We start from the raw sequence: 21416 nt of genomic DNA on the forward strand, positions 1-21416 counted from the left end.
CTGGTGCGTGCACCCGGCGGCATTGCTGCATCCGCCGGTGCACCACGGCCCATCGTGCCGTAGTCCATCCGTTTGCGCAGAGCGTCATTGCTCGTACCCGCCTGGACGCGGTGCTCGGCTACGTGCCGCTTCGTGGCTGTCGTAGTAGCCGCGGTCGAGAAACAAGAAAGTCGCAATCCATTGTGCTGCAATGGATTGCGACTCCCTCGGTGTCCGGAAGGGGATGCATGCGCTTTCCGCTACGGCGCGATCGCTATTTCCAGCTGAGATCGCTGGCGTCGACGACGACCATTTCGGGCTTCTCGTCAACGGACTTCAGCAGGGTTGCTACGACAAGCCCCGTTCCCTCCGCCGCGAATTCGTCCGCGGTGATCGAAGTGACATTGAGTTTCTTGTTCTCCTGCTTGGTTCCGTCGCAGGTGGCATCGGTGAAGAACTCACCAACCGGCTGTGTCTCGGAGGCCTTCGGTTCACGCTGTCGCACAAGAACGTTGACCGTGGTGGCCTCGCCTTTTGCACAGCTGTAGGTGACGGTGACGTCTACACTGCCCGCGGCTTCACCGTCGTCGGAGGCCCCGGCGGCAACCGAGTCGATCGCGATGGAAGGTTCCACCTTGGCGTCAGCGGTTGCCGACAACCCGGTCATCGAGGCGGCTGCCATGCAGACCGCGACACCTGAGACGATCTTTGAAGCTTTCATGGACAACTATCTCCTGTCGATCGAAGGCATGGGCAAGGGAGGTCCTGCCGTTACCCGTCGACGTCGACGCTCATGTCGTCCAGGACGAGCAGGTCCCGATTGATACTTCGGTACGCGAGCCGGGCTGGATGAAAACTGCTTCTGGTACGAGCGTCAGATAATCCACAGACAAGATATCGCCGAGACGAGTCATTTATCGTTGCGGCTCGCCGCAGCTTCATCAACCGGCCGCGTCATAACCCCCGCAGGGTATTTCAAGCTAGTTCGGCCGAATTGAGCAGGTGTTTCAGCATATTTGTAACGGAATGCCCGGCAACCGGCCGGTCAGTTTTCCGGCCGTCAGTACCGGCGTGCCTGCGACGATGACGTCATCGATACCGCTGGCCAAGACATTGGGATCGGTATACGTCGCTCGGTCTCCGACGGTGGCCGGATCGATGATCGCCAGGTCCGCGACCTGACCGCAGGCGATAGTGCCTCTGTCGGGCAAGTGGAAACGCTGGGCGGGGCGTGCGGAAAGGTGGACCACTGCTTGCTCCCACGACCAGTCGCCGAGCTCTCGGACGTGGCGGCGCAGCAGCCGGGCGAACGTGCCGTACCCGCGCGGATGCGGATGCCCCGCGACGTAGATTCCGTCGGATCCGCCCATGTGGACACGGTGTCGAAGCAACTCACTGATCGAGTCTTCGCTATCCGGATGGTCGAAGACCACGCCCGCGCCCAGCGCCGTATCGATGAGCAGATCAGCGCAGAAATCAGCGGGAGCGCGGCCGAGGTGGCGTGCGGCATCGCACAACCGCATCCCGATCGTCCAGCCGTAGCGCGCGCTAGGCACGTGGGCGAGCGTGACTTGCTGCCATGTCCCGGATTCGATCTCCTCGGCCAACCGCAGGCGGGTCTTGCGCTCTGTCAGTATGTCGAGGGTCCGGTCGAGGTCGGCGGTGGCGAGCCAGTCGGGCAGCATCCTGGCGAGGATGCTGCAGCCACGGAGATAGGGGTAGGTGTCGTAGGTGAGGTCGATGCCGGCGCTCAATGCGTTGTCGACGAGTTCGGTCAACAATGTGCTTGGTCCGTGGTAGTGCGAGATGTGTACCGCGATCTCGGCTTGTCTGGCGATGGCGCAAGCCTCTGCCATGCCGCTTGCGGACGCGGCGCCGTAGGTGCGCATGTGGGTCACATAGGGCAGGCCCCGTCGGGCGGCCGGTCGGCAGACGGCGGCCAGTTCGTCGACGGCGGCGTAGCGGGCCGGTAGATAGCTCAAGCCCGAGGAGACCCCTGCCGCGCCGTCGTCGAGGCCTTCTTCGGCCAGCCTGACCATCGCCGCCAGCTGTTGGGCATCGGGTGCGTTCGGCGAGTTGCCCATGACGCAGAGTCGAATCGTTCCGTGCGGAAGCAGGTACACGGTGTTCAGGGCGGTCGTATGGTGATAGAGGGACAGCAATTCGGCGACGCTGAGTTGTGGTCCGGATCGACCATTTCTTGCCTGGGTTCCCGTTGACTGCGAGCACTGGGTGGCTGGCGTTGACCATGGGCCGTTGACCGCGGAGAAGTAGCGTGAAACCCAAGTCAGGGCCGCCGGGCTGGTAGGTGCGAACGACAGCCCGTCCTGACCAAGGACAAAAGTGGTGACACCTTGCCGCAATGCCGCCAACTGCACTGCCGGATCCCACACGGACGCGTCGCCGTGCACATGGGTGTCGATGAAACCCGGGACGACATACCGTCCCGTTGCGTCGATTTCGATACCGGCCCGCGCACCGTTGAGGCTGCCTGCCGCCGCAACTCGGCCGGTCGCGATCCCGATATCAGCCCGATAACCTGGTCGACCAGTGCCATCGATGACGGTGCCGCCGCGGACCAGCAGATCCCAATTCATCGCCCCCACCGTTCATTGTTGGGTCGCGCTTCGACCCGAAGACCCCGCACCCAGCCCACGATTGCTGGCCGCATCGGCACGCAATAGCGGCATAGCGCTCGGCGCGCACGACGACGGCTGGCAATCGCTCCCGACCCAGCGCATCGGCACGGCTCGGTTCTGGCCCCGCTGCAACACCGGATCCGCACGAGTTCGAACCTGTTGATCGCGGACGGATTTCAAGCAGTGTCGTGCCGCAGGGCTGCCGACGGCCTCTCGGTTTACCGGCTGGTCGTTGACTCGTCCTTCCCCGGGCCGAGTAACCATCGCTCACTCCTGCGGTAAGACCCGGCGGAAGTGGCCGCGCCTACCGCGTCCCATCGGGTACGCCGCATACGAGCAGAGTGACATTTCGACGCCCGGTCAGCATAGGCTCGTCTGGTCGGTCCCCCTCCCAAAATAATTGGTACTCGATCGCACGAATAGTTTGGCAGGCGAAGTCGTTCGCGAATTGGAAAGCGTGCGGTCGACCGGTATGGCCGCCGAGGGTTGCTGCCGCGGGCATCCAGCTTCGTGCTCGGCCCGGCTGCGGTGACCTGTTCGCGAGCTCACATCGCTGCGGACGACTGCCCGGCTGTCGAAGCGAAGGTGTCGAGGTCGTCCAGGGCGGCGGGTAGGAAGGTCATCGACCGACGTCAGGTCGCGGGCACGAGTCGCCTTCGACGCACAGTGACTCCCCTCACGGGAAAGTCCGGTAATTCCGGTTAGAGTCGGTTCCTGTCTTGCGCGCGATCTCTGTCCGAGAGCTTTATCCCTGACCGACCGGTGATCGGTTGCCGGTCTAAGGCGGTAATTCGGTGGCTGATATCCGTTCGACATTTCGAGCCTGGTGGCAAGACCGGGTCGATTACCGCTGGCTGCTGGAAACATTCGAATCCCATTCTGCGCTGCGGCCGTTGAAGTTCATGATCGGATCCGGCGGCATGGGGATGCTGGTGATCACGGTGCTGATCTTGATGTCGGACGTTGGCCAGAAGGGGTCGTCAGGGGAGCTACAGGCCGTCGTCGGGCCCGCGATCGCCGGGCTGTTCGCATTGCGCTGGTGGTTGTTGCCGTGGCCGCGGGAAGTCGAGTCACTCATGTGGGTCGCGGTGATGGATATCGGCATCACCGCGAGCAACGTGGTGGTCCAGGACCGCCTGCTCGGCGCATTGGGCATCGTCATGCTGGTCACTTCCGGGGGATACGTGACGATCTTCCACGGTCCGCGAGTCCTGGCGATACACCTGGGTTGGTCACTGCTATCGATTGTGTTGTTGACGACCATGTTGGTCATCGGGGTGCCTGCGCATACCGGACCCGGTGCGGGTGACTTCGCCCTCGGCGCCGCGATCGTGGTGGCCAATCTGGTCGTGACCTGCGTCGTGCTCCCTACCGTGCAGTTCTGCCACTGGCTACTTCGGCTGGATGCGTTGTCGGATCCGTTGACCAAGTTGTTGAATCGGCGCGGCCTCGACTCGCGCCTGGCGCGGTTCGTCGGGCGCTGCGTCGACGCTGGGGTGTATGTCGTGGCGCTGGATCTGGATCGGTTCAAATCCGTCAACGACACCTTCGGTCACGCCTTCGGCGACGAGGTGCTGGTGCGAACGGCCGAATGCCTGCGTGCTGCGGCTCCGTCGAGTGCTACCGTCGCGCGCACCGGCGGTGAGGAATTCGCCGTCGTTGGTTATCTGCGGAAGACAGACATAGGCGTTCTCGCCGAGCGCCTTCGCAACGCGATCGAAACGATCCCCGATTTGCCGATCACGATTACCGCCAGCGTCGGGGCGGCAACATATGAACCTGCGGGTACGGAGGTCGAGCATATCGACGCGCGGGATAAGACCTTGTTTCATCGCGCGGACTCGGCCATGTATCAGGCAAAACAGTTGGGCGGCAACACCGTTGTGGTTATAGGCGTCCAGGGTGCGGTGCACTAAAAAGGCGGATTTCGGTAACAACCGACGTAGGTGCCCTCTGATCGAGTCGTGCCTGTGGGTGTTGCGTTTCAGTAACTGAGCGGTCACTAATCGCACGTTGCGTTGACTTGCCAGCCCCCGGGTTCGCTAACTTCGTGGCATGACACCGGTGACGAGCATCGTCGTTGGCGAACTCGAGGGGTCCGAGAAGCTGGCGGACGCGATTGCTTTGTATCGGGAAGTTTTTGCGCTGCGGCGTGGCGATCCCGCGCCGAGCGCACGGTTGCTGGCCGCCCTTGCCCGTAACGGTGGTATCGCGCTCGGCGCCTACTCGGGTGGGGAACTGGCCGGATTCACCTACGGCTTCCTCGGTCGCGACCAAGGCGGTGCGGGGCAGGCCGCCTCGCTGTACCACTACATGGAACTGCTGGTGGTCCGGCCCGACCACCGCGGCACCGGCGTCGGCCGCGCGCTGATGTATCACTTGCGCGAGATGGCACTCGCGTGCGGATTGCGCACCATCCGGTGGGTCTATGACCCGCTGCGCGCCGACAATGCTTATTTCTACCTCGATGTGCTGGCGGCCCGCGGACGCGATTTCGTGCCCAATTTCTACGGCATCGAAAACAACGGACGTGACCGCGGGCATCCCACCGATCGGATCATCGTCGAGTGGGACGCGTCGGTACCCGCCCGTCGCTGGCCGGAGCCACCACCTGGGCTGGTATTCGGTGATCCGGTGATCGATCCGCAGGCCGATATCGAGACGATGCTGCTTGCGATCCCCGCCGATAGCGACTATTTGCGCCTGGATAGCTCGCATGGACTGCGTCGCCGCATTCGCGCCGAATTGCGGGCGCTGGTCATCGCAGGGTTCGAGCCGGTGTCGTGTCGCCGGGCCGCCGACGGTGTCGCCGTCTACCGGCTCGTGGCCAATACCGCTCGCCTCGTCCGCGACGTGCCGCCCCAGGTCGACCGGGCACCGCCGCGGTGGTCCACGCATTCGACAGTGATGTCCACGCCGTGGTCGGTCGAATCAGTGCCGGATGGAAGTGTCGTCGGTGGCGGCGGCACCCTAATCAGTTCTGGGAGTGAGCTATCCGGCACACTCCTGGTAGTAGCCGGCCGGTAGGTGAGCACTTTCGCACCCTGGACTTCGAGTCCTGGAGAAAGACCGTGCCCCTGCCGGTAGGCCGGGAGAGTTGATCGCTGCTGGGATGTCGTGCCCGCCCGAATGGGCGTGAGCACTGCTTGATTAGGTCGCTGATGGTTCTCCTGCTGGCTGCTCGACGGTGATCGGCATTAGCAATTGGAGGATTGTTGCGACTGTTCGTAGGAGATGACTGGGCTGAAGACCACCACGACGTGGAGGTGATGGACACCGCCGGGCGCCGCCTGGCCAAAGCGCGCGTGCCCGAGGGCGTCGCCGGAATGGCGAGACTGCACGCGATCCTCGGCGGCCTGGTCGACGACGCCGACGAGGTCGAGGTCCTGGTCGGGATCGAGACCGACCGCGGTCCCTGGGTCGGGGCGCTGGTCGCCGCCGGATACACGGTACTGGCGGTGAATCCATTGCAGGCGGCCAGGTTTCGGGACCGGCTGGGAGTCTCGGGTGCCAAAAGCGACGCTGGTGACGCTCACGTGCTGGCGGATATGGTCCGCACCCATTCCCACGAATTGCGACCTGTCGCTGGGGATTCCGCGCGAGCCGAGGCCGTGAAGGTGGTGGCCCGTGCTCACAAGACGATGATCTGGGACCGAACTCGCCACACCCAGCGGTTGCGTCACGCTCTGCGTGACTACTTCCCCGCCGCGCTGGCCGCGTTCGACGACCTCGACGCCGCCGACACCCTGGAACTGCTCGCCAAAGCACCCACCCCAGCTGCGGCGGCCCGGCTCACGATCCCCCAGATCAGTGCCGCGTTGAAGCGGGCGCGCCGCCGCAACGTCGCCGACAAAGCCACCGCTATTGCGGCCGCACTGCGCAGCGAGCAGCTCGGCCAGCCCGAGGTCGTGGCGCAGGCCTACGCAGCCTCGGTCCAGGCGCTGCTGGCGGTCCTGACTGTCCTCAACACCCAGATCAAGACGTTGCAGGGGCAGGTCGAGGCGCATTTTGGGCAGCACCCGGCCGCTGAGATCATCGCGTCCCAGCCCGGTTTGGGACAGGTCCTCGGTGCCCGGGTGCTCGCAGAGTTCGGTGACGACCCCGACCGCTACCGCAGCGCCAAAGCCCGCAAGAACTACGCGGGCACCTCCCCGATCACCCGCGCGTCGGGCAAGAAGAAGGTCGCCCTGGCCCGGTTCGTACACAACGACCGGCTCATCGACGCCCTCACCACCCAGGCGCAATCCGCGCTGATGTGGTCCCGGGGCGCCCGCGACTACTACGACCGTCAGCGAGCCCGCGGTGTCGGTCACTACGCCGCGCTACGCCAGCTCGCCAACCGACTCGTCGGGATCCTGCACGGCTGCCTCAAAACCGGAACCCTCTACAACGAGACCACAGCCTGGCCCGACCCAGCTCAGCAGTCCGCTGCTTGACATTCAAGCTCCTGGGATGTCTTTCTTGTTGGCGCTGGCCGGTCGTACCCTGCGAATGTGGCGACCGATGAGCAGATCCGCCGGGACAGTGCCGGCCTGTCACCGGCAGCGCGGCACGACGCGGGAGCACAACGTGCTGATGACAAGGACTGGGTCTCGATCGCAGCGTGGTCGGGCCCGTTGCGAGTGTGGTCGATGCGGCCCGCAGGCTCGCCGTGATCCAGGGCGATAGAGCCCGCCTGTACGACGAGATCGCGTCGCACGGCCGTAACGGATCTGACGACGCCCGCCGTCTCGCCGAGCGCGCCCGTGCCGCTGCCCGCCGCGCCCGCGAGATTGCCGACAACTTTTCCGCGGCGACTGATCCGGGCCGACGCTGACGGTGCGGGCGGCCCAGCGTCGGCAGGGCGGGCGTCGCCACCCGCTGACGCAATCGCCGACCGCTGTGCCGCAACGGATTCCGCTAGCTCCTCCACCACTAGTTGGGGCGGTGGCGGTCGAGCGCAACGGGTTGCGGGTGTATTCCTTCTCGTGGAACACCGGATTGGCGTCGCGTTGCGCGACGTGCAGTCTGGTCGATGAAGTGACCACCTGGGCTGTAGGAGATGTCCGGGATATGTAAATTCGTCCGATCATTCGCTTGAACCCCGCCGGATGCGGATCAGCCTTGAGTGACAAGGGCTTTCGCCCAGCGTGCGTGGACGTGATGAAAGGTTCAGACCACAGTGAATAGCGGTGCCTTGACCATTGCAGAGCGTATCGAGTTGCGCCGCCGTCGACTCGGCCTGTCCCGTCGGGTTGTCGCGCAACTCGTCGGTCGCAGCGAGGAGTGGCTGCGGCAGATCGAACAAGGTCAAACCCGCTTGGACAGCATCCAGATGACCTCTCGGCTCGCCGAAGTGCTCCACTTCGACAACCCCCAGGAGTTGATCGGCTGGCCGCCCCCTAGCCATTCCGCCGCACGCAACGTGGGCTTGGAGCTCACCCCGCTCAACAGAGCCATCATGGACCATCCATCCACGCGGGCTCTACCTGCGGCAGGCGCGCCACTTCTACGTTCATTGAATGCGGCGCGTGCCGCGCTCGAGGAATTGTGGGCCATCTGGCTCAACTCGAGCCATCGATACAGCGAACTCGCCGCTCGACTGCCCGGTGTGCTGGTGGCAGCGCGGTCGATTCGCGCATCCACGCAAGAAACGCAGAACGGGCAAGCCGACGAGGCCGACCAATTGATGGTCGACGCTTACCATCTCGCCCGATTGCTGCTTACCCAGATGGGTGCCTATCACCTCGCATGGCTTGTCGCCGACCGATCGAGCGGCATCCTCGCCCGGACAGCGACACCGACCCTGGTTGCCGCAAGCTCCTGGCACGTGTCCAGCGCATTGCTGTCGCTGGGCTATCACGCCGAAAGCCGGGACTACGCGCTCGCGGCGTCTCATCGCTTGGCTTCGGCGTCCCTGTCTGCCCAATCCCCGTACGGGGCCTTGCAACTGGCCGCCGCCGAAGCTGCCGCGGGTGTAGCCGACGTGTCGAAATCCCAGGATCTCGTGGCAGCTGCCTGGTCGATCGCCGAAAAGATGGACCACGCTGCTGTCGACCATAGAGTGAGGTTCGGAGATACCGAAGTGGCAATCACCGCGATGAAAATCGCATTGCAACTCGGCAAGATCGATGACGCGGTAGAGCTGGCCGCGAACACCGAAATACCAGACGGCGCCCATGTCGACCTCCGAGTTCACTATTATCTGACGACCGCCTACGCCTACAGCCTCCTTGGTTCCGACTTCGCCGCTGTCTTCGCGCTGCAACAAGCCGAGCTGGCCTGCCCGGAAGACATTCGCTACGACTGGATGGCGCACCGCGCCCTGCAGCGACTCGCCCGCCACGACCACCATCTGATCAGGCGAGACCTGGTCAAACTATGCAGAGCCGCCGGACTCGCATGACCGCGCCACGCCCCGGAGTCCCTACTGGTGCGCTTCCAGATAACGGGTGAGGGCCGAGGTGCCTTCCGCGATGATCCAGTCGCTGCCGTCAGGTCCGTGTCGGTAGGCGAGTTCGAATACTCGGTCGCCGAGTTCTACGGCAACCTCGATGGCTCGGCGGTCGGTTTCGTGCGGGAGCAGTCCGCTGCCGATCAGGCCCGAGTAGCACATGTCCACCAAGCGATTCAGATGTGCGTGGACGTCGGCGGTGATGCCCCGACTTTGCCTGCCGCCGTAGTAGAGCGCCACGAACTGCGGGTGGGCCAGGTAATGGGTGTGGTGAATGGTCATGAATGCGTCGATCGCCGCGGCGATGCTGTCCGGGCGGAGGGTGGTCAATTCCGCGGCCAGCTTGCGGTCCAACTCTTCGACGTGATCGGCGATCAGTCGTTCCAGCACGGCATCTCGGTTGGCGAAGAATTGGTACAGCGCGGCAGGCGAGACGTCCGCACGGGCGGCGATCGCTGTTGTGGTAGCGGCCTCGACGCCGCCTTCCTGCACCAACGCCGCGGCGGCGGCGAGGATCCGATCGACGCGTTCGAGACTGCGTGTTTGTCGTGGTGTCCGCCGGACCCGGCCTGCCTCGGGCATGTGATCATCGTAGCAGAATGTAAATCTGATTTACATTCATGTTAGGGTTCGGTCGCACGGCACGCTGTTCAGTTCGATGCTGCGCACGCGCAATCACTTCGTGGCTACCTCGGTCGATCAACTGCCCCACCATGTCGTTTCGTGGCTGCTCTACGGGCATCAGATGATCCTGCCTGCGCCCGATCTGGAGCGCACTCGGTATCTGCTGGTATTCGGCGCCAATCCGGTGGCGTCCAACGGCAGCATGATGACAGCACCCGGAATGTCGCGGCGGTTACGCGAGATCCAGGAGCGCGGCGGCCGGGTGGTCGTGCTTGATCCGCGCCGCACCGAAACCGCCGCGGTGGCAGACGAACATGTCTTCGTCCGTCCCGGCACCGATGCCGCCGTGCTGCTGGCCATGCTCAATGTGGTGCTGGCCGATGGTGTCGGGGGACTGCCCGACTACGTCGTCGAGTTCGCTGAGATGCGTACGGCCATAGCTGGTTTCACTCCCGAGGTCGCCGCCCGAGTGAGTGGGGTGGCTGCCGCCACCATCGTGCGGCTGGCCCGGGAATTTGCCGCCGCCGACGGCGCGGCATGCTATGGCCGCATTGGTGTCTCCACTCAGCAGTACGGCACCCTGTGCCATTGGGTGATCCAGCTGCTCAACATCGTCACCGGAAATCTCGGCCGGGCAGGCGGCACCCTGGTGACCGACCCGGCGAGCGACGTCACCAGAATTCTCGGCCGGGGCGGCTTCGGGTCGCGCCGGAGCCGGGTGCGTGGCGCACGGCCGTTCGGCGGCGAACTCCCCGTCGCGGTGCTGGCCGAGGAGATCACCACCCCGGGCGACGGACAAGTCCGCGGGCTGGTCACCATCAGCGGCAACCCGGTGTTGTCCACCCCGGGCGGGTCCGGGTTGGCTGCCGGACTGGCGCAACTGGACTTCATGGTCGCGATCGACTTCTACCTCAACGAGACCACCAGGCTCGCCGACATCATCCTGCCGCCGACTCCCGCGCTGGAACGCGACCACTACGATCTCGTCTTCCGTGCCCTGGCAGTCCACAACACGGCGAAATACTCACCCGCTGTGCTGCCGAAACCAGCCGGGGCGCGGCATGACTGGGAGCTCTTCCGCGATCTGGGGCTGGCCTACCAGCGCAAGCTCGCCGGCTCACGATCGGGACTGCTGAAGCAACTGCTGAACGCCAAGAACGCGGAAGCCCAAGTGCGGCTACGGTTGTCGCCGCGTCGACTGGTGGACCTGCTGCTGCGGAGCGGTCCTGCCCGGTTGTCGGTCGCGGCGTTGCTGGCGTCCCCGTCCGGTGTCGACCTCGGCCCGCTGCGGACCGGATTTGCCAACCGGGTTCGCACCAAGGACCGCAAGATCCACCTGCTCCCCGACATCATCGCCACCGACCTCGAGCGGCTGGCCGCCGATCTCGCACGCGACGAGCATGATCCCGAGCTACCGCTGCGGCTCATCGGCCGCAGGCACGTGCGCAGCAACAACTCGTGGGGGCACAACTCCGGGCGATTGGTAGCGGGCGATCCGCGACATCACTTGCTGATGCACCCGAATGATGCGGCACGGTATGGCCTTTCCAACGGTGCGGCGTTGCTGCGCTCCACCGTCGGGGCGATCCGGGTGGACGTCGAACAGACCATCGACATCATGGAGGGCACGGTGAGCCTGCCGCACGGCTTCGGTCACGGCCGTCCCGAAACTCGGCTCGGTGTCGCCAATCGTGTTGCGGGAAGCAGCATCAACGACATCACCGACCCTGATCGGCTCGACGTCTCCGGCAACGCGGCGTTCTGTGGGCTGCCGGTGGCGGTCGAACCACTCCCGGCAACCGCTGCGGTGTACGGTCCGTCGGAAGGCGAATTCTGATGCCCCACGTCATCACTCAGGCGTGCTGCAACGACGCCTCCTGTGTCGCGGTCTGCCCGGTCGGCTGCATCCGTCCCGGTCCGGACGAACCTGGTTTCGCCACTACCGAAATGCTCTATATCGACCCGGCCACCTGCATCGACTGCGGGGTCTGCGTACCGACCTGCCCGGTCGACGCGATCATCCGGGATGCCGCGCTGATCGGCATCGACACCAGGTACCTAGAAATCAATGCCGCCTATTACGAAGACAATCCGATCCATCAGGCCCTGGGTGCGGTCGAGCTTCCGGTCCCGGTGGAGGTGGCCGATCCGCTGCGCGTCGCGATCGTCGGATCCGGTCCGGCGGGCTGCTATGCCGCGCGAGAGTTGCTGAAATACCCCGGCGTCGAGGTCACTATGTTCGACCGCTTACCGACTCCGGGCGGATTGATCCGCGCGGGGGTAGCACCGGATCATCCGCACACCAAATCCATTGCCAAGACCTTTGATTCCGTGCTGGCCGACTCTCGCTTCCGGCTATATCTCGACGTGGAGATCGGCACCCACCTGACGCACGCCGAACTGTTGGACAACCATCACGGCGTGATCTACGCCTACGGTGCGGCAGGCGACCGGGCCCTCGGCCTTCCGGGCGAAAACCTGCCGGGCAGCGTATCGGCGACCGAGTTCGTCAACTGGTACAACGGGCATCCCGACTACGCCGAGCGCACCTTCGACCTGTCCGGGACCCGGGCGGTCATCGTCGGAAACGGCAATGTCGCACTCGATGTCGCCCGAATCCTCGTCACGGTCCCCCGATCGGCTTGCCAGGACCGATATCGCCGACCATGCGGTTACCGCGCTGCGGGACAGTAATATCGAGGAAGTGGTCGTCGTCGGCAGACGTGGACCCGCACAGGCGGCGTACACCACACCAGAGCTACTCGCGCTGTCGGACATACCCGGCGTGGACGTGATCACCGATCCGGTCGAGGCTGAACTCGACGCGGTCAGCCGTGCCCTGGTGGACAACCCGGCCAGTGCAGCTTCGCTACGCCACAAGACGCGGATCGCCGCCGAATACTCCACCCGCGCAACCACACCCGGAAACCGCCGGATCATCCTGCGCTACCTGGCGGCGCCGGTCGAGATCCTCGGCACCGACCAGGTAACCGGCCTCCGACTGGCCCGAAACCGACTCGAAACGGATGAATCCGGAACCGTGCGCGCCGTCGACACCGGCACCGTCGAGCTCATCGAGACCGGACTGATACTGCGCGCGATCGGTTACCGCGGCACAGTGATCCCGGACTGCCTTTCGACAACACACGAGCCGTGCTCCCCAACGACGCCGGCCGAGTCCGCCACCCAGACAACGGCATTGCGCTGACCGGCGTCTACGTGACCGGCTGGATCAAACGAGGCCCCACCGGCGTGCTCGGCACCAACAAATCCTGCGCCCAGGAAACCGTCGCGCACCTACTCGCCGACTTCTCCGCCGGACGTCTCCCGACACCGCAGACGAGCACCGCGCAATTCGCCGACCTCATCCGCCGACGCCGGCCCGACGCGCTGGACCTCACCGGCTGGCGGGCGATCGATGCTACCGAGCGCCAGCGGGGACGCGACCGGGGCAAGCCACGCGACAAGATCACGAGCATCGCCGAGTTGCGCTCTGCGGCACAACGACCTCAGCTCTAAGGTCGTGGGTGATTCGGGCGAGGCGGTTCGCGGGAAGCTGTAGTGCGCCTTCGGAGTTGATGGCGATTCGGTTTTACCCGCTTTGCAGAACACTTGGCTGTGACGGCCGATTTCAGCGCACTTTGGCGAAGGAGGGCGTCCGCAGCGTCAGGGCGACGCATCAGCTCATCGAAGTCACGAGCTGCCGCACGGCCTCCGCTCCCGAGCCAGGGGGTGAGTTTTGTTCGGTTGCTGGACTATTCGGCGATGCGGGTCCGATAGGACCACTGGTAGACGGGCAGGTCGCAACCGTCGTGGGCGATGTGGGTACCGGTGGGATCGAAGTGTTCGTATCCGCCGAGGCGGGGGACCTTCACCTGCTGGTAGGTGTGGAGGGCGTCGATCTCCCAGCAGTCCGGGACGCCGGAGGGTCCACCGACAAGACGGACCTCGATCGTTTGCGACATGATGACCACCTGCTCGTTGTTGCGAGAGCCTGATGAGCCTTGGCGGCCCGGCAGCAGGGCCCTCGTACGGTCGACGGTAAACCAGTAGCCGCGACGCATCGCCGAGATTTTTTGGGTGGTGTTCACTGTCGATTGTTGGCCTGGCATGCAGTGTGGCGCTCCGGTCCAATTCCCGGGCGGTTCTCGACCCCAACCAAATGTGTGAACGCGATCCAAATTCATTTGGAGGGCGAGGCCGAGGATATGGTTGCGCGGCATTGGCCTCGATCATCAGCGACGGATTCGCCACGCTATTTGTGGTATATCCGGCGGGAGGCATCCGTTCGTTCTTCGGCCCAATTCACCGGCACTCTAGAGATCCTGGTGTCGTCGAAAAATCAGCCCCAATGGTCCGCAACACGACGCCGAGGTGGTCGAAGAGGAACTGGCGCTGATCATCTACACCAGCGATACCACCGGCAAGCCCAAGGGCGCGCTGCTCGACCACCGCAGCATCGAAGCGATGGCATGGACGGCGGACGGCCACGGGCTGATTGCTGTGATTACCACCATTGTTGGAATGCGCTGATGCCGGAGTGGTAGCCGGTTCCGGTGCGGTTGATGCCGGTGCTGAGTGCGTTGATGGTTGAGGTTCTGGTTTCGATGGGGAGGCCGGTGGCCGGGATGACGAGGCGGGGGATGGCACGTCGAGCCAGGTGTCCGCTGGTCCAGACGTCGTCGGCCCAGCGGATTTCGGGTGGCCAGCCGGTGAAGTCGCTGATGTCGGGGCCGAGGGCGGTCGGCGGTATGAGGATTCCCCAGGTGCCGAGCAGCACATCGACGCTGACGGGTTCGGTGATACCGGTGCCGAAGATGTGGCGGGGCCAGTCGATGCCCGAGGCGATGTGCCAGCCACGGAGCCCGAGCGCGGCGTCGCGGTGGGTGCGGTGCGCGCGGAGCAGGTCAGCGAGGAATGTTCGGGGGTAGATGACGTCGTCGTCGACGATAACGAGGATCGAGTCGGGTTCGGCGATGGTTGCGGGGATGAGTTTGGTGGCAGGGCCCGAGTCCTCACACGGCAGGATGTCGACACCGGCGGGTATGGGCGGCACCGGTGGGTAGGGGCGGTGGTTTCGGAATGTGGTTGCGGGCCATGCGAGGACGATCCGGTCGGCGGGGCACGTCTGGTCGAGCAGGCTGCGCAAGGTCGGGCGGAGCCGGGTGGCTCGTTCGGGAATTGTGCTGAGGCTGACGACGATTCGTTCCGAACGAGACGACGCAGGCTGTGGTAGGGGGTCGGTGATCGCCAGCTTCGCGGCTCGGAGCACGTCTGTGGCGACTCCGGTGGCGGTGAGGTGGCGGAACCGGTCGATCGTGCGCTGAAAGTTACCGGTCGAGCCGGGCGGGCGGCGGGTCATCGGTGCTCCGAGTCGGCGAGCACGGATGCCCGTGCATAGCAATCATCGAACTGGTCCAGAACGGCAGGCCAGTCGAACAGAGTCGGGCTCGTGGAGTGGTTGTGAGCAGCGATTCGACCGCGCACGTCCGCGTTTTCGGCCAAGGCGACCAGGCTGTCGACCAAGTCGTCGGTGCTTGCGCAGAGCAGGCCCTCGACATCGTGGCGAACGAAGTCGGCGACGCCGGTCCCGGCCAGCGCGATGACCGGCACGCCCGCAGTGCGCGCTTCCAAGGTTGCGATGCCGAATGCCTCGCGCCGCACCGGATTCAGCAGCACGTCGGCGCTGCCCAGCAAGGCAGCGAGCGCGGCAGGCTCGAGACTGCCTGCGAGATGCACTCGTCCGGTCATGCCATGCAGTTGTAGGTATGCCGTCATTGCGGGTCGAAGGGGGCCATCCCCGGCGACCGTGGCACGCAAGGCGATTCCTGGTCGTAGTCGCCGCTCGGCGATCCGGAGAACATCGAGCAGCGCAATCGGTCGTCGTCGGGGTGCCAGCCGTCCGACCGCCACGACATGCACCTCGCCGGTGTTGTGGTGTCTGCGCGGCGTAGTTCGCCAGCGGGACAGCGTGATTGCGTTGGCGACGGTGACGGCATCGAGACCAGGGATCGCTTCGTCCACGAGCTCTCGCGTGCAATCACTGACCGCGGTGACGACCAACCTGTGTGCCCACCTTCCGTGGCGCGCCAGCCGTCGGTACGCGACGCGGGTTGGGCGATCCCACAGGGAATGCACGGTGGCCACCGTCGGCACACCTGAGCGCAGCGCCCACTGAATCGCGACCCAACCCAGCGGTGAAACCACGCTGAGGTGAACATGCACAACTTGTGGTTGCAGGTGCGCAAGGAACCGCCCTGCCTGACCGACGGTCGTTCGATACGCCGGGTAACCACTGCTGAAATCGTCTCGGCCGCTGCCGCCGTCGGGGGTTGTGGTGAGCACGCACACCTGTTCGTCGGCGGAACATTGCGCCGCGGACAGACCGGCGACCTGTATCTCGATGCCGCCGAGTCGTGGGGCGAAGACGTCGGTGACATGAACGATCATGGTGTGAACCGTCCCATGAACGATGCGTGTCCGGCATGCTTTTCTTCCATGCAACGGACTTGTGTGTTCTTCCACGCACATCCCGACGATGAGGCATTGCTGACCGCCGGGACGATGGCACGCCTTGTGGCAGAAGGACATCGGGTTGTCGTCGTTTTCGCGACCGACGGCGAGCAGGGACTGGCCGCCGGGGTAGCCCGGGGTCAGGCGCTCGGCGCGCTGCGCACCGCCGAAGCACGGGTCGCCGCTGACGTGCTCGGCTGTGCCTCGGTCGAATTCCTGGGCTATGCCGACTCGGGGTGGTCGGATCCGGTGGCGCACGAGACGTTTCCGTTCAGTGCCGCCGACCCTGAGGAGGCGGCGCTGCGGCTGGCCGCGATTCTGCGCCGTGAGCAGGCCGATCTGCTCACGACCTATGACCCCGCCGGTGGCTACGGTCATCCAGATCATGTGCAGGCACATCGGGTCGGTTACCGGGCTGCAGCGCTGGCCGGGACACCGATTGTCCTGGAAGCCACCTTCGATCGTGAACGGCTGGTCCAGGCCGCCAAGCTGCTCGGGATTCCCTTCGCCGGACCGCTGCGCGCCGTGCGCTGGCCTGGTCTTCCTCGGCTCGCGCCAGGGCAATTCGACAATGCCTTCGTCGCTCGGGCGGTGCTCACTCACCGCGTTGATGTGCGACGGTGGTGTGCGGCCAAGCGGGCAGCGGTGGCCGCACATGCCAGTCAGGCCACCGGCGGGAAGGCCCCGCGCACTCTGGCCGGGCTGCTGCGGCTGCCCGGACCGGTATTCCGGTGGGGGTTGGGTACCGAGTACTACGTCCAGCGTGGCCTGCCGCAGGGAACGGCTTACACCCATCCGCTCGACGGGTTCGTCGACGCTGACAACGGATAGGACGACAGACGTGGAGCACATCGCCGAGCCGTTTCCTCGGGTCCCGCAGCGCCTGGTCGACCAGGTGTATGCCTGCCTGGAGATTACCGATGCACTGTTGGGGCACTTGGAGATTCCGTATCTGGCGATCAGCGGTACGTTGCTCGGTGCGGTCCGCCACGGTGGCATGATTCCCTGGGACTCCGATGGTGATGTCGGTGTCCGCCGGAGCGATCTACCGCGACTGTTGGGTGAGTCGCGCGGGTTTCTCGCTGACCGCGGGTTCGCGATCGGGCGGGAGATGGCCTTCTCCCTGATCAAGGTGTACCCGTTGAGCGGGCGAAAGTTGCGGCCCTGGCATCGGTTTCGTTTCCCCTATGTCGATATCTTCGCCATGATCGAGCGGCCCGCCGGCCGATGGACCTTCGCCTCTCCCACGGCGCGGCACCGGTGGCCCGGCGAGTATTTCGACGGCGCAAGCTTCGAGTCATTGCACCGTTACGCTTTCGGGCCGCTGCAGCTGACCGCACCGCCCCTCGACGTGGTCCGTCGGTACCTCACCACCGCGTACGGACCTACCTGGGCGACCGAAGCGCACTTCGATCCCTATCGCTTTCCGGAGCTGAAACACTGGCCCCCAAGGACTCTGGACACTTTTCCACCAGCCCTACCGTCCGCAACGGGGCGTTCCACGCGATGAGCTGCTCGACGAGCTCGACAGCTTCATCCGCATAGTCCAACGCGACCACACCCAGTCCCCCCGGGGCGCCCGACTCGCCGAGCTCGCGCATCACCTGGCTGATCCGGGGGACCACATATCGTGCGATCCGGCGACGACTCAGGAGCGGAAAGCGGTAGCCGCAAGCGTGATTCACCAACAACGGCCGGGTCATTCCGCTCGGCAGGTAGGCCGCTCGCCGTAGGTGCTCGACCACGGCGCGGGTCTTTGTTTCGAGTGTGCGCACCTCGTAGTCGTCTTGAACATCCATCAGAGCGCCCTTCCAAGCGATCCCGCCGACGCAGGGTGGACCGCTGATCAACGTGATCTTGCCGCGCACCGCGCCGAGCGACGACAATGCGCCGTGCCATCGCAGCAGATCGCCGTGTGGCAGGGTCGAGGTGTGATCGATCAGCAAGGCCCGGAACGCTTCCGGTGTCACCGACGATGCTTCCTGCCGTATCCGCATGAGGATCGTCTCTCCTGGATGAGCCGCCAGAAAAGCGCCGCACGTCGACAGGACGTCCTCGAACGTCTTGTGCTGGAAGACCGAGGCATGATGCACGCGTAACTGCCGTCGATGTGCGCGGCAGCGGATGTCGAGGTAGCGCACACCGGCATCGAGCTGCTGATCGAGGTCGAACCCGACGTTCTGACATTGGAGGAAACCGAAACTGGGTCCGGCGTAGCGGGCGCAGGATTGGTGCGTGCCGGGGATGGTCAGATCAGCCAGCGTGGCACCGTCGGACAGTTCCGCCATCCAGTCCGCCGCCGCCGACTGAGGTGTCATGACGGCCCCTGTTCGAGGATGGCGGCCAATGCGGCGACAAGGCGGTCATTGTCGGACGCAGTGCGGCTGGCCAACCGCAAATACCGTTCACCATCGGTCATGGACTTACCGGCACAATGCTTGACCAGCAGGCTGTGGTGTTCGAACAGCGCGAGGGCGGCCGCAGCACCTGTCCACGGATCTGGGAGCCGTACGAGGACGAAGTTTCCCTCCGGCGGGCAGCAGGTGAGCCCGAGCGCGCAAAGACCGTCGTAGAGCTGCGCGGTCGCGGCACGGACCTGGCGCAGACTTTCCGCGAAATCGGCAGCATGATGGGGCAACAGCCGCAGGAACGACTCGGCGATGCCGTTCAGATTCCAGATCGGCAGCTCGGCGCGAACCGCGGCGGCGAAGTCGAGATCGGCGGTGGCCAAGTAGCCCAACCGGATTCCACCGACGCCGTAGGCCTTACTCATGCTCTTGATCACGACCAGGTTGGGGTGGTCGGTGACATCCTCGGCGACACTGGCCGCCTGCCCGGAGAAGTCGATGAACGACTCATCCACCAGTAGCCGGGCGCCGACATCGCGTAGCTCCTTGGCCAAGTGCAGCAGGTCCTCGCGGGGCACCAGCTGTGAGGTCGGGTTGTTCGGTGAGGTGACGATCACCGCATCGATGCCCGGCCCGGCGGCGTCCAACAGCTCGTCCGGGTCGAGCGCGAAACCCGGTGCCACCAGCTCGAACCGGCGCGCGGTACCACCCGAGAGCACCTGCTCGTACTCATTGAAGTTAGGGACGGTGAGGACCACCCGACCCAACAGCGGGCCGAGAACCTTGATGAGCTCCGAGGCGCCATTCGCGACCACTAGCCGCTCGACCGGTTGACCAACCACAGCGGCGAGCAAGGCACCGAACGCCGCTTGACCCGGCGGATAGTGCCGCATCGCGTCCGGGAACTCCGCCGCCATCGCGGCGGTCATAGCAGCAGGCGGGAACCACGGATTATCCAACATTCGATGGTCGACGACGCCGTGGCGCCAGTAGCCACCATGCTGTCCGTCCAAGAATGCCAAACGCTGTTCAGGCGTGCCGAACACGTAATCGGCTCGCACCAGATCTGCCGGACTGTCCACCTCATACCAGCGCAGATCTGCGCAGTCCACCGCACCCAACTCGTGGCGCCCACAACTCACCGTGTCGGCGAAAACGGTTTCGTAGAAAGCATTTTCGCCACCACTATGGATCAGTCTCTCGAGCCCGCCGCGGAACTCCGCGTCGAGGTAGGTCCGGCGTAACAACGCCACATTCACAGTCTTGACGGTTTCGTCGAGGCGCTGCTCCGGTCGCTGTCGCTGCGCGAGTCTCAGCTCCGTTACGGTGCCGTCCTCGACCACCGCGACGGTGCCTGCGAACTCCGGCCGCCACGGCGGAATTTGTCAAGTCAAGTGAGACAGTGCTGATCAGTTGATTTGGGGTTGGGGTGTGGGTTCGTTGATGTAGAAGATGGCCGGTATTTTCGGTGGGGTGGGTCGGCGGCCGAAGCGGGCGGGGTTGGCGTGGTAGGCGGCGGTCAGGGTGATCTGGCGGGCCTCGTCGATCGCGTCGGCGGTGCCGAAGTGCACTGATGCGGGGGTGTGCCAGCCGATACCGGAGTGGCGGTGGATGTGGTTGTACTCGTTGAAGAATCCTTCCAGGAACAACCGCGCATCCGCCAGGGAGGCAAAGGACTTCGGGAAATCATGAAGATATTTGAGGGTCTTGAACTGCGCCTCACTGAAGGGGTTGTCATTGGATACCCGTGGCCTGGAATGGGATCGGGTGACACCGAGGTTGGTGAGCAGCTCCGAGACCAGCCCCGATGTCATCGACGGGCCGCGGTCGGCGTGGACGGTGTGCGGGATGGCGCCGTTGCGTGCGATGGCCTCGTCGATGAATTCTTGTGCCAGTTCAGCGCTTTCGTGGTGGGAAACGATCCAGGACGGGTTGTAGCGGGAGTAGATGTCGATGAGCACATACAGGTGGAACCAGACACCCTTGGCAGGGCCGCGTAGTTTGGTGATATCCCAGGTCCACACTTGTGACGGGCCGTCGGCGAGGAGTTCGGGTTTCACCTTCGCCGCATGGGTGGCCTGTCGTCGCCGTTCCCGGTTCTGACCGGCGCCCGCGGCGATGCGATACATGCTCGACATCGAGCACCAATAGTTACCCTCGTCGAGTTCCCGCGCCCAGATCTGGCATATCGCCAGGTCGGCGTAGGGCGCTGAGTTGATCACCGTGAGCACATGGGCGCGTTCGGTGGCGGTGAGCCCTTGACCGTTACCCGGGACCGCCCGCGCGGGTTTGGGCCCCTGGATCGGTGGGCGCTGATGGCGGTAGTGGGTGGCTCGTGCCCGCCCGATCAGCGTGCAGGCCCGGCGGATAGGGACCTCGACGGCCCGTAGGTCGCCGTAGGCGTCGGTCATGGCTTGGTCGGTCGCGGCGCTGTGCCCGTGCTCTCGGAGATGGATTCCAAAAGCACATGCAGTTTTCCCATGATCTCGAGCGCGGCCTCCGTCTGCTTCAATTGCTTTGCCAGACGGGCATTCTCACGCGTCAAACGTTGGTTCTCCCGACACCCGGCCGTGTCCACGGCCTGGGATGCGACCGCTTCACTGGATCGCCGGGCAGCGTGCTGGGCGGCGCCGGAAAGCTTCGCGGCGCGGGCCTGGGTCCACTCGGCGATCTGGGATTGGTAGAGACCCTCACGGCGCAGGACCGCGGACTTCTGCCCGTGCGGGGCGTCACGGTACTCCTCGATGATCTTGTCGCGGTACTGGGCGGTGAAGGTCCGCCGCGTCGGCTTCGGCGCCGGATCAACCGGCCCACCACCTCGGGCCGCGGGGTTCGGGCTACTCATGGGGATTGCTGCTCCAGTCATGCCCTCAAACAGTG

General features: G+C 64.8%; 18 protein-coding genes and 2 pseudogenes. 10 read left to right on the top strand and 10 right to left on the bottom strand.

Annotated features, from left to right (window positions below):
• Window positions 1–253: 253 nt before the first annotated feature.
• Window positions 254–700 (bottom strand): hypothetical protein, encoded by a 447-nt coding sequence (locus tag ACQPW1_RS14590; RefSeq protein ID WP_433663255.1) that lies wholly within the window; start codon window positions 698–700, stop codon window positions 254–256.
• Between the two features lie 286 nt (window positions 701–986).
• Complete coding sequence (locus ACQPW1_RS14595) at window positions 987–2576, bottom strand: N-acyl-D-amino-acid deacylase family protein (RefSeq protein WP_433663256.1); 1590 nt, start codon at window positions 2574–2576, stop codon at window positions 987–989.
• An 836-nt stretch (window positions 2577–3412) separates the two neighbouring features.
• Here ACQPW1_RS14595 and ACQPW1_RS14600 point away from each other — a divergent pair.
• From ACQPW1_RS14600 to ACQPW1_RS14620, 5 genes are all read left to right on the top strand, one after another.
• Window positions 3413–4534, top strand: coding sequence for a diguanylate cyclase domain-containing protein (locus ACQPW1_RS14600; RefSeq protein WP_433663257.1), 1122 nt, complete (start codon window positions 3413–3415; stop codon window positions 4532–4534).
• Between the two features lie 139 nt (window positions 4535–4673).
• Window positions 4674–5645 (top strand): GNAT family N-acetyltransferase, encoded by a 972-nt coding sequence (locus ACQPW1_RS14605; RefSeq protein WP_433663258.1) that lies wholly within the window; start codon window positions 4674–4676, stop codon window positions 5643–5645.
• 185 nt (window positions 5646–5830) lie between these two features.
• A complete protein-coding gene (locus ACQPW1_RS14610; protein ID WP_433653875.1) occupies window positions 5831–7054 on the top strand; it encodes an IS110 family transposase in 1224 nt (407 codons plus the stop codon).
• 167 nt (window positions 7055–7221) lie between these two features.
• Window positions 7222–7434, top strand: a complete 213-nt coding sequence (locus tag ACQPW1_RS14615) for a hypothetical protein (protein WP_433663259.1) — start codon at window positions 7222–7224, stop codon at window positions 7432–7434.
• Between the two features lie 345 nt (window positions 7435–7779).
• Window positions 7780–9003: a helix-turn-helix domain-containing protein gene (locus tag ACQPW1_RS14620; protein WP_433663260.1), complete on the top strand. Its 1224-nt coding sequence runs from the start codon at window positions 7780–7782 to the stop codon at window positions 9001–9003.
• Between the two features lie 21 nt (window positions 9004–9024).
• On the opposite strand, the gene ACQPW1_RS14625 is transcribed toward ACQPW1_RS14620, so the two are convergent.
• Complete coding sequence (locus tag ACQPW1_RS14625) at window positions 9025–9633, bottom strand: TetR/AcrR family transcriptional regulator (RefSeq protein ID WP_433663261.1); 609 nt, start codon at window positions 9631–9633, stop codon at window positions 9025–9027.
• A 76-nt stretch (window positions 9634–9709) separates the two neighbouring features.
• Between ACQPW1_RS14625 and ACQPW1_RS14630 the strand changes: the two genes are divergently transcribed.
• Window positions 9710–11512, top strand: coding sequence for a molybdopterin-dependent oxidoreductase (locus ACQPW1_RS14630; RefSeq protein ID WP_433663262.1), 1803 nt, complete (start codon window positions 9710–9712; stop codon window positions 11510–11512).
• Window positions 11512–13194: pseudogene (locus ACQPW1_RS14635) on the top strand (FAD-dependent oxidoreductase). The gene ACQPW1_RS14630 and the pseudogene ACQPW1_RS14635 overlap by 1 nt, the downstream one beginning before the upstream one ends.
• A gap of 236 nt (window positions 13195–13430) precedes the next feature.
• Here the strand turns inward: ACQPW1_RS14635 and ACQPW1_RS14640 are convergent.
• Window positions 13431–13640 carry a DUF5988 family protein gene (locus ACQPW1_RS14640; protein ID WP_433663263.1) on the bottom strand — a complete coding sequence of 70 codons (210 nt, stop codon included), beginning with the start codon at window positions 13638–13640 and terminating at the stop codon, window positions 13431–13433.
• A gap of 376 nt (window positions 13641–14016) precedes the next feature.
• Here ACQPW1_RS14640 and ACQPW1_RS14645 point away from each other — a divergent pair, with 376 nt between their 5' ends.
• A complete protein-coding gene (locus ACQPW1_RS14645; protein ID WP_433665233.1) occupies window positions 14017–14208 on the top strand; it encodes an AMP-binding protein in 192 nt (63 codons plus the stop codon).
• On the opposite strand, the gene ACQPW1_RS14650 is transcribed toward ACQPW1_RS14645, so the two are convergent.
• Both ACQPW1_RS14650 and ACQPW1_RS14655 read right to left on the bottom strand, forming a co-directional pair.
• Complete coding sequence (locus tag ACQPW1_RS14650) at window positions 14183–15037, bottom strand: hypothetical protein (protein WP_433663264.1); 855 nt, start codon at window positions 15035–15037, stop codon at window positions 14183–14185. The two genes, ACQPW1_RS14645 and ACQPW1_RS14650, sit on opposite strands and share 26 nt — an antisense overlap.
• Entirely contained in the window at window positions 15034–16125 is a 1092-nt protein-coding gene (locus tag ACQPW1_RS14655) for a glycosyltransferase family 4 protein (protein WP_433663265.1), read from the bottom strand. Before ACQPW1_RS14655 ends, ACQPW1_RS14650 begins: the two co-directional genes overlap by 4 nt.
• Before the next feature lie 48 nt (window positions 16126–16173).
• Here ACQPW1_RS14655 and ACQPW1_RS14660 point away from each other — a divergent pair, with 48 nt between their 5' ends.
• Window positions 16174–17019 (top strand): PIG-L family deacetylase, encoded by an 846-nt coding sequence (locus tag ACQPW1_RS14660; RefSeq protein ID WP_433663266.1) that lies wholly within the window; start codon window positions 16174–16176, stop codon window positions 17017–17019.
• Between the two features lie 64 nt (window positions 17020–17083).
• Window positions 17084–17236, top strand: a pseudogene (locus ACQPW1_RS14665) (LicD family protein); the annotation flags it as partial.
• Window positions 17237–17573: 337 nt separating this feature from the next.
• On the opposite strand, the gene ACQPW1_RS14670 reads toward ACQPW1_RS14665, so the two are convergent.
• The 4 genes from ACQPW1_RS14670 to ACQPW1_RS14685 all read right to left on the bottom strand — a co-directional run bounded on the left by ACQPW1_RS14670 (window position 17574) and on the right by ACQPW1_RS14685 (window position 21381).
• Entirely contained in the window at window positions 17574–18506 is a 933-nt protein-coding gene (locus ACQPW1_RS14670; protein WP_433663267.1) for a phosphatidylinositol-specific phospholipase C, read from the bottom strand.
• Window positions 18503–19879: an aminotransferase class I/II-fold pyridoxal phosphate-dependent enzyme gene (locus tag ACQPW1_RS14675; RefSeq protein WP_433663268.1), complete on the bottom strand. Its 1377-nt coding sequence runs from the start codon at window positions 19877–19879 to the stop codon at window positions 18503–18505. Before ACQPW1_RS14675 ends, ACQPW1_RS14670 begins: the two co-directional genes overlap by 4 nt.
• 66 nt (window positions 19880–19945) lie before the next feature.
• Window positions 19946–20947: a transposase gene (locus ACQPW1_RS14680; RefSeq protein WP_433654083.1), complete on the bottom strand. Its 1002-nt coding sequence runs from the start codon at window positions 20945–20947 to the stop codon at window positions 19946–19948.
• Window positions 20944–21381, bottom strand: a complete 438-nt coding sequence (locus tag ACQPW1_RS14685) for a hypothetical protein (RefSeq protein WP_433654082.1) — start codon at window positions 21379–21381, stop codon at window positions 20944–20946. Before ACQPW1_RS14685 ends, ACQPW1_RS14680 begins: the two co-directional genes overlap by 4 nt.
• Window positions 21382–21416: the final 35 nt, after the last annotated feature.

It is taken from the genome of Nocardia sp. CA-128927, assembly GCF_050955855.1.
In the GTDB taxonomy this organism is placed as follows: domain Bacteria; phylum Actinomycetota; class Actinomycetes; order Mycobacteriales; family Mycobacteriaceae; genus Nocardia.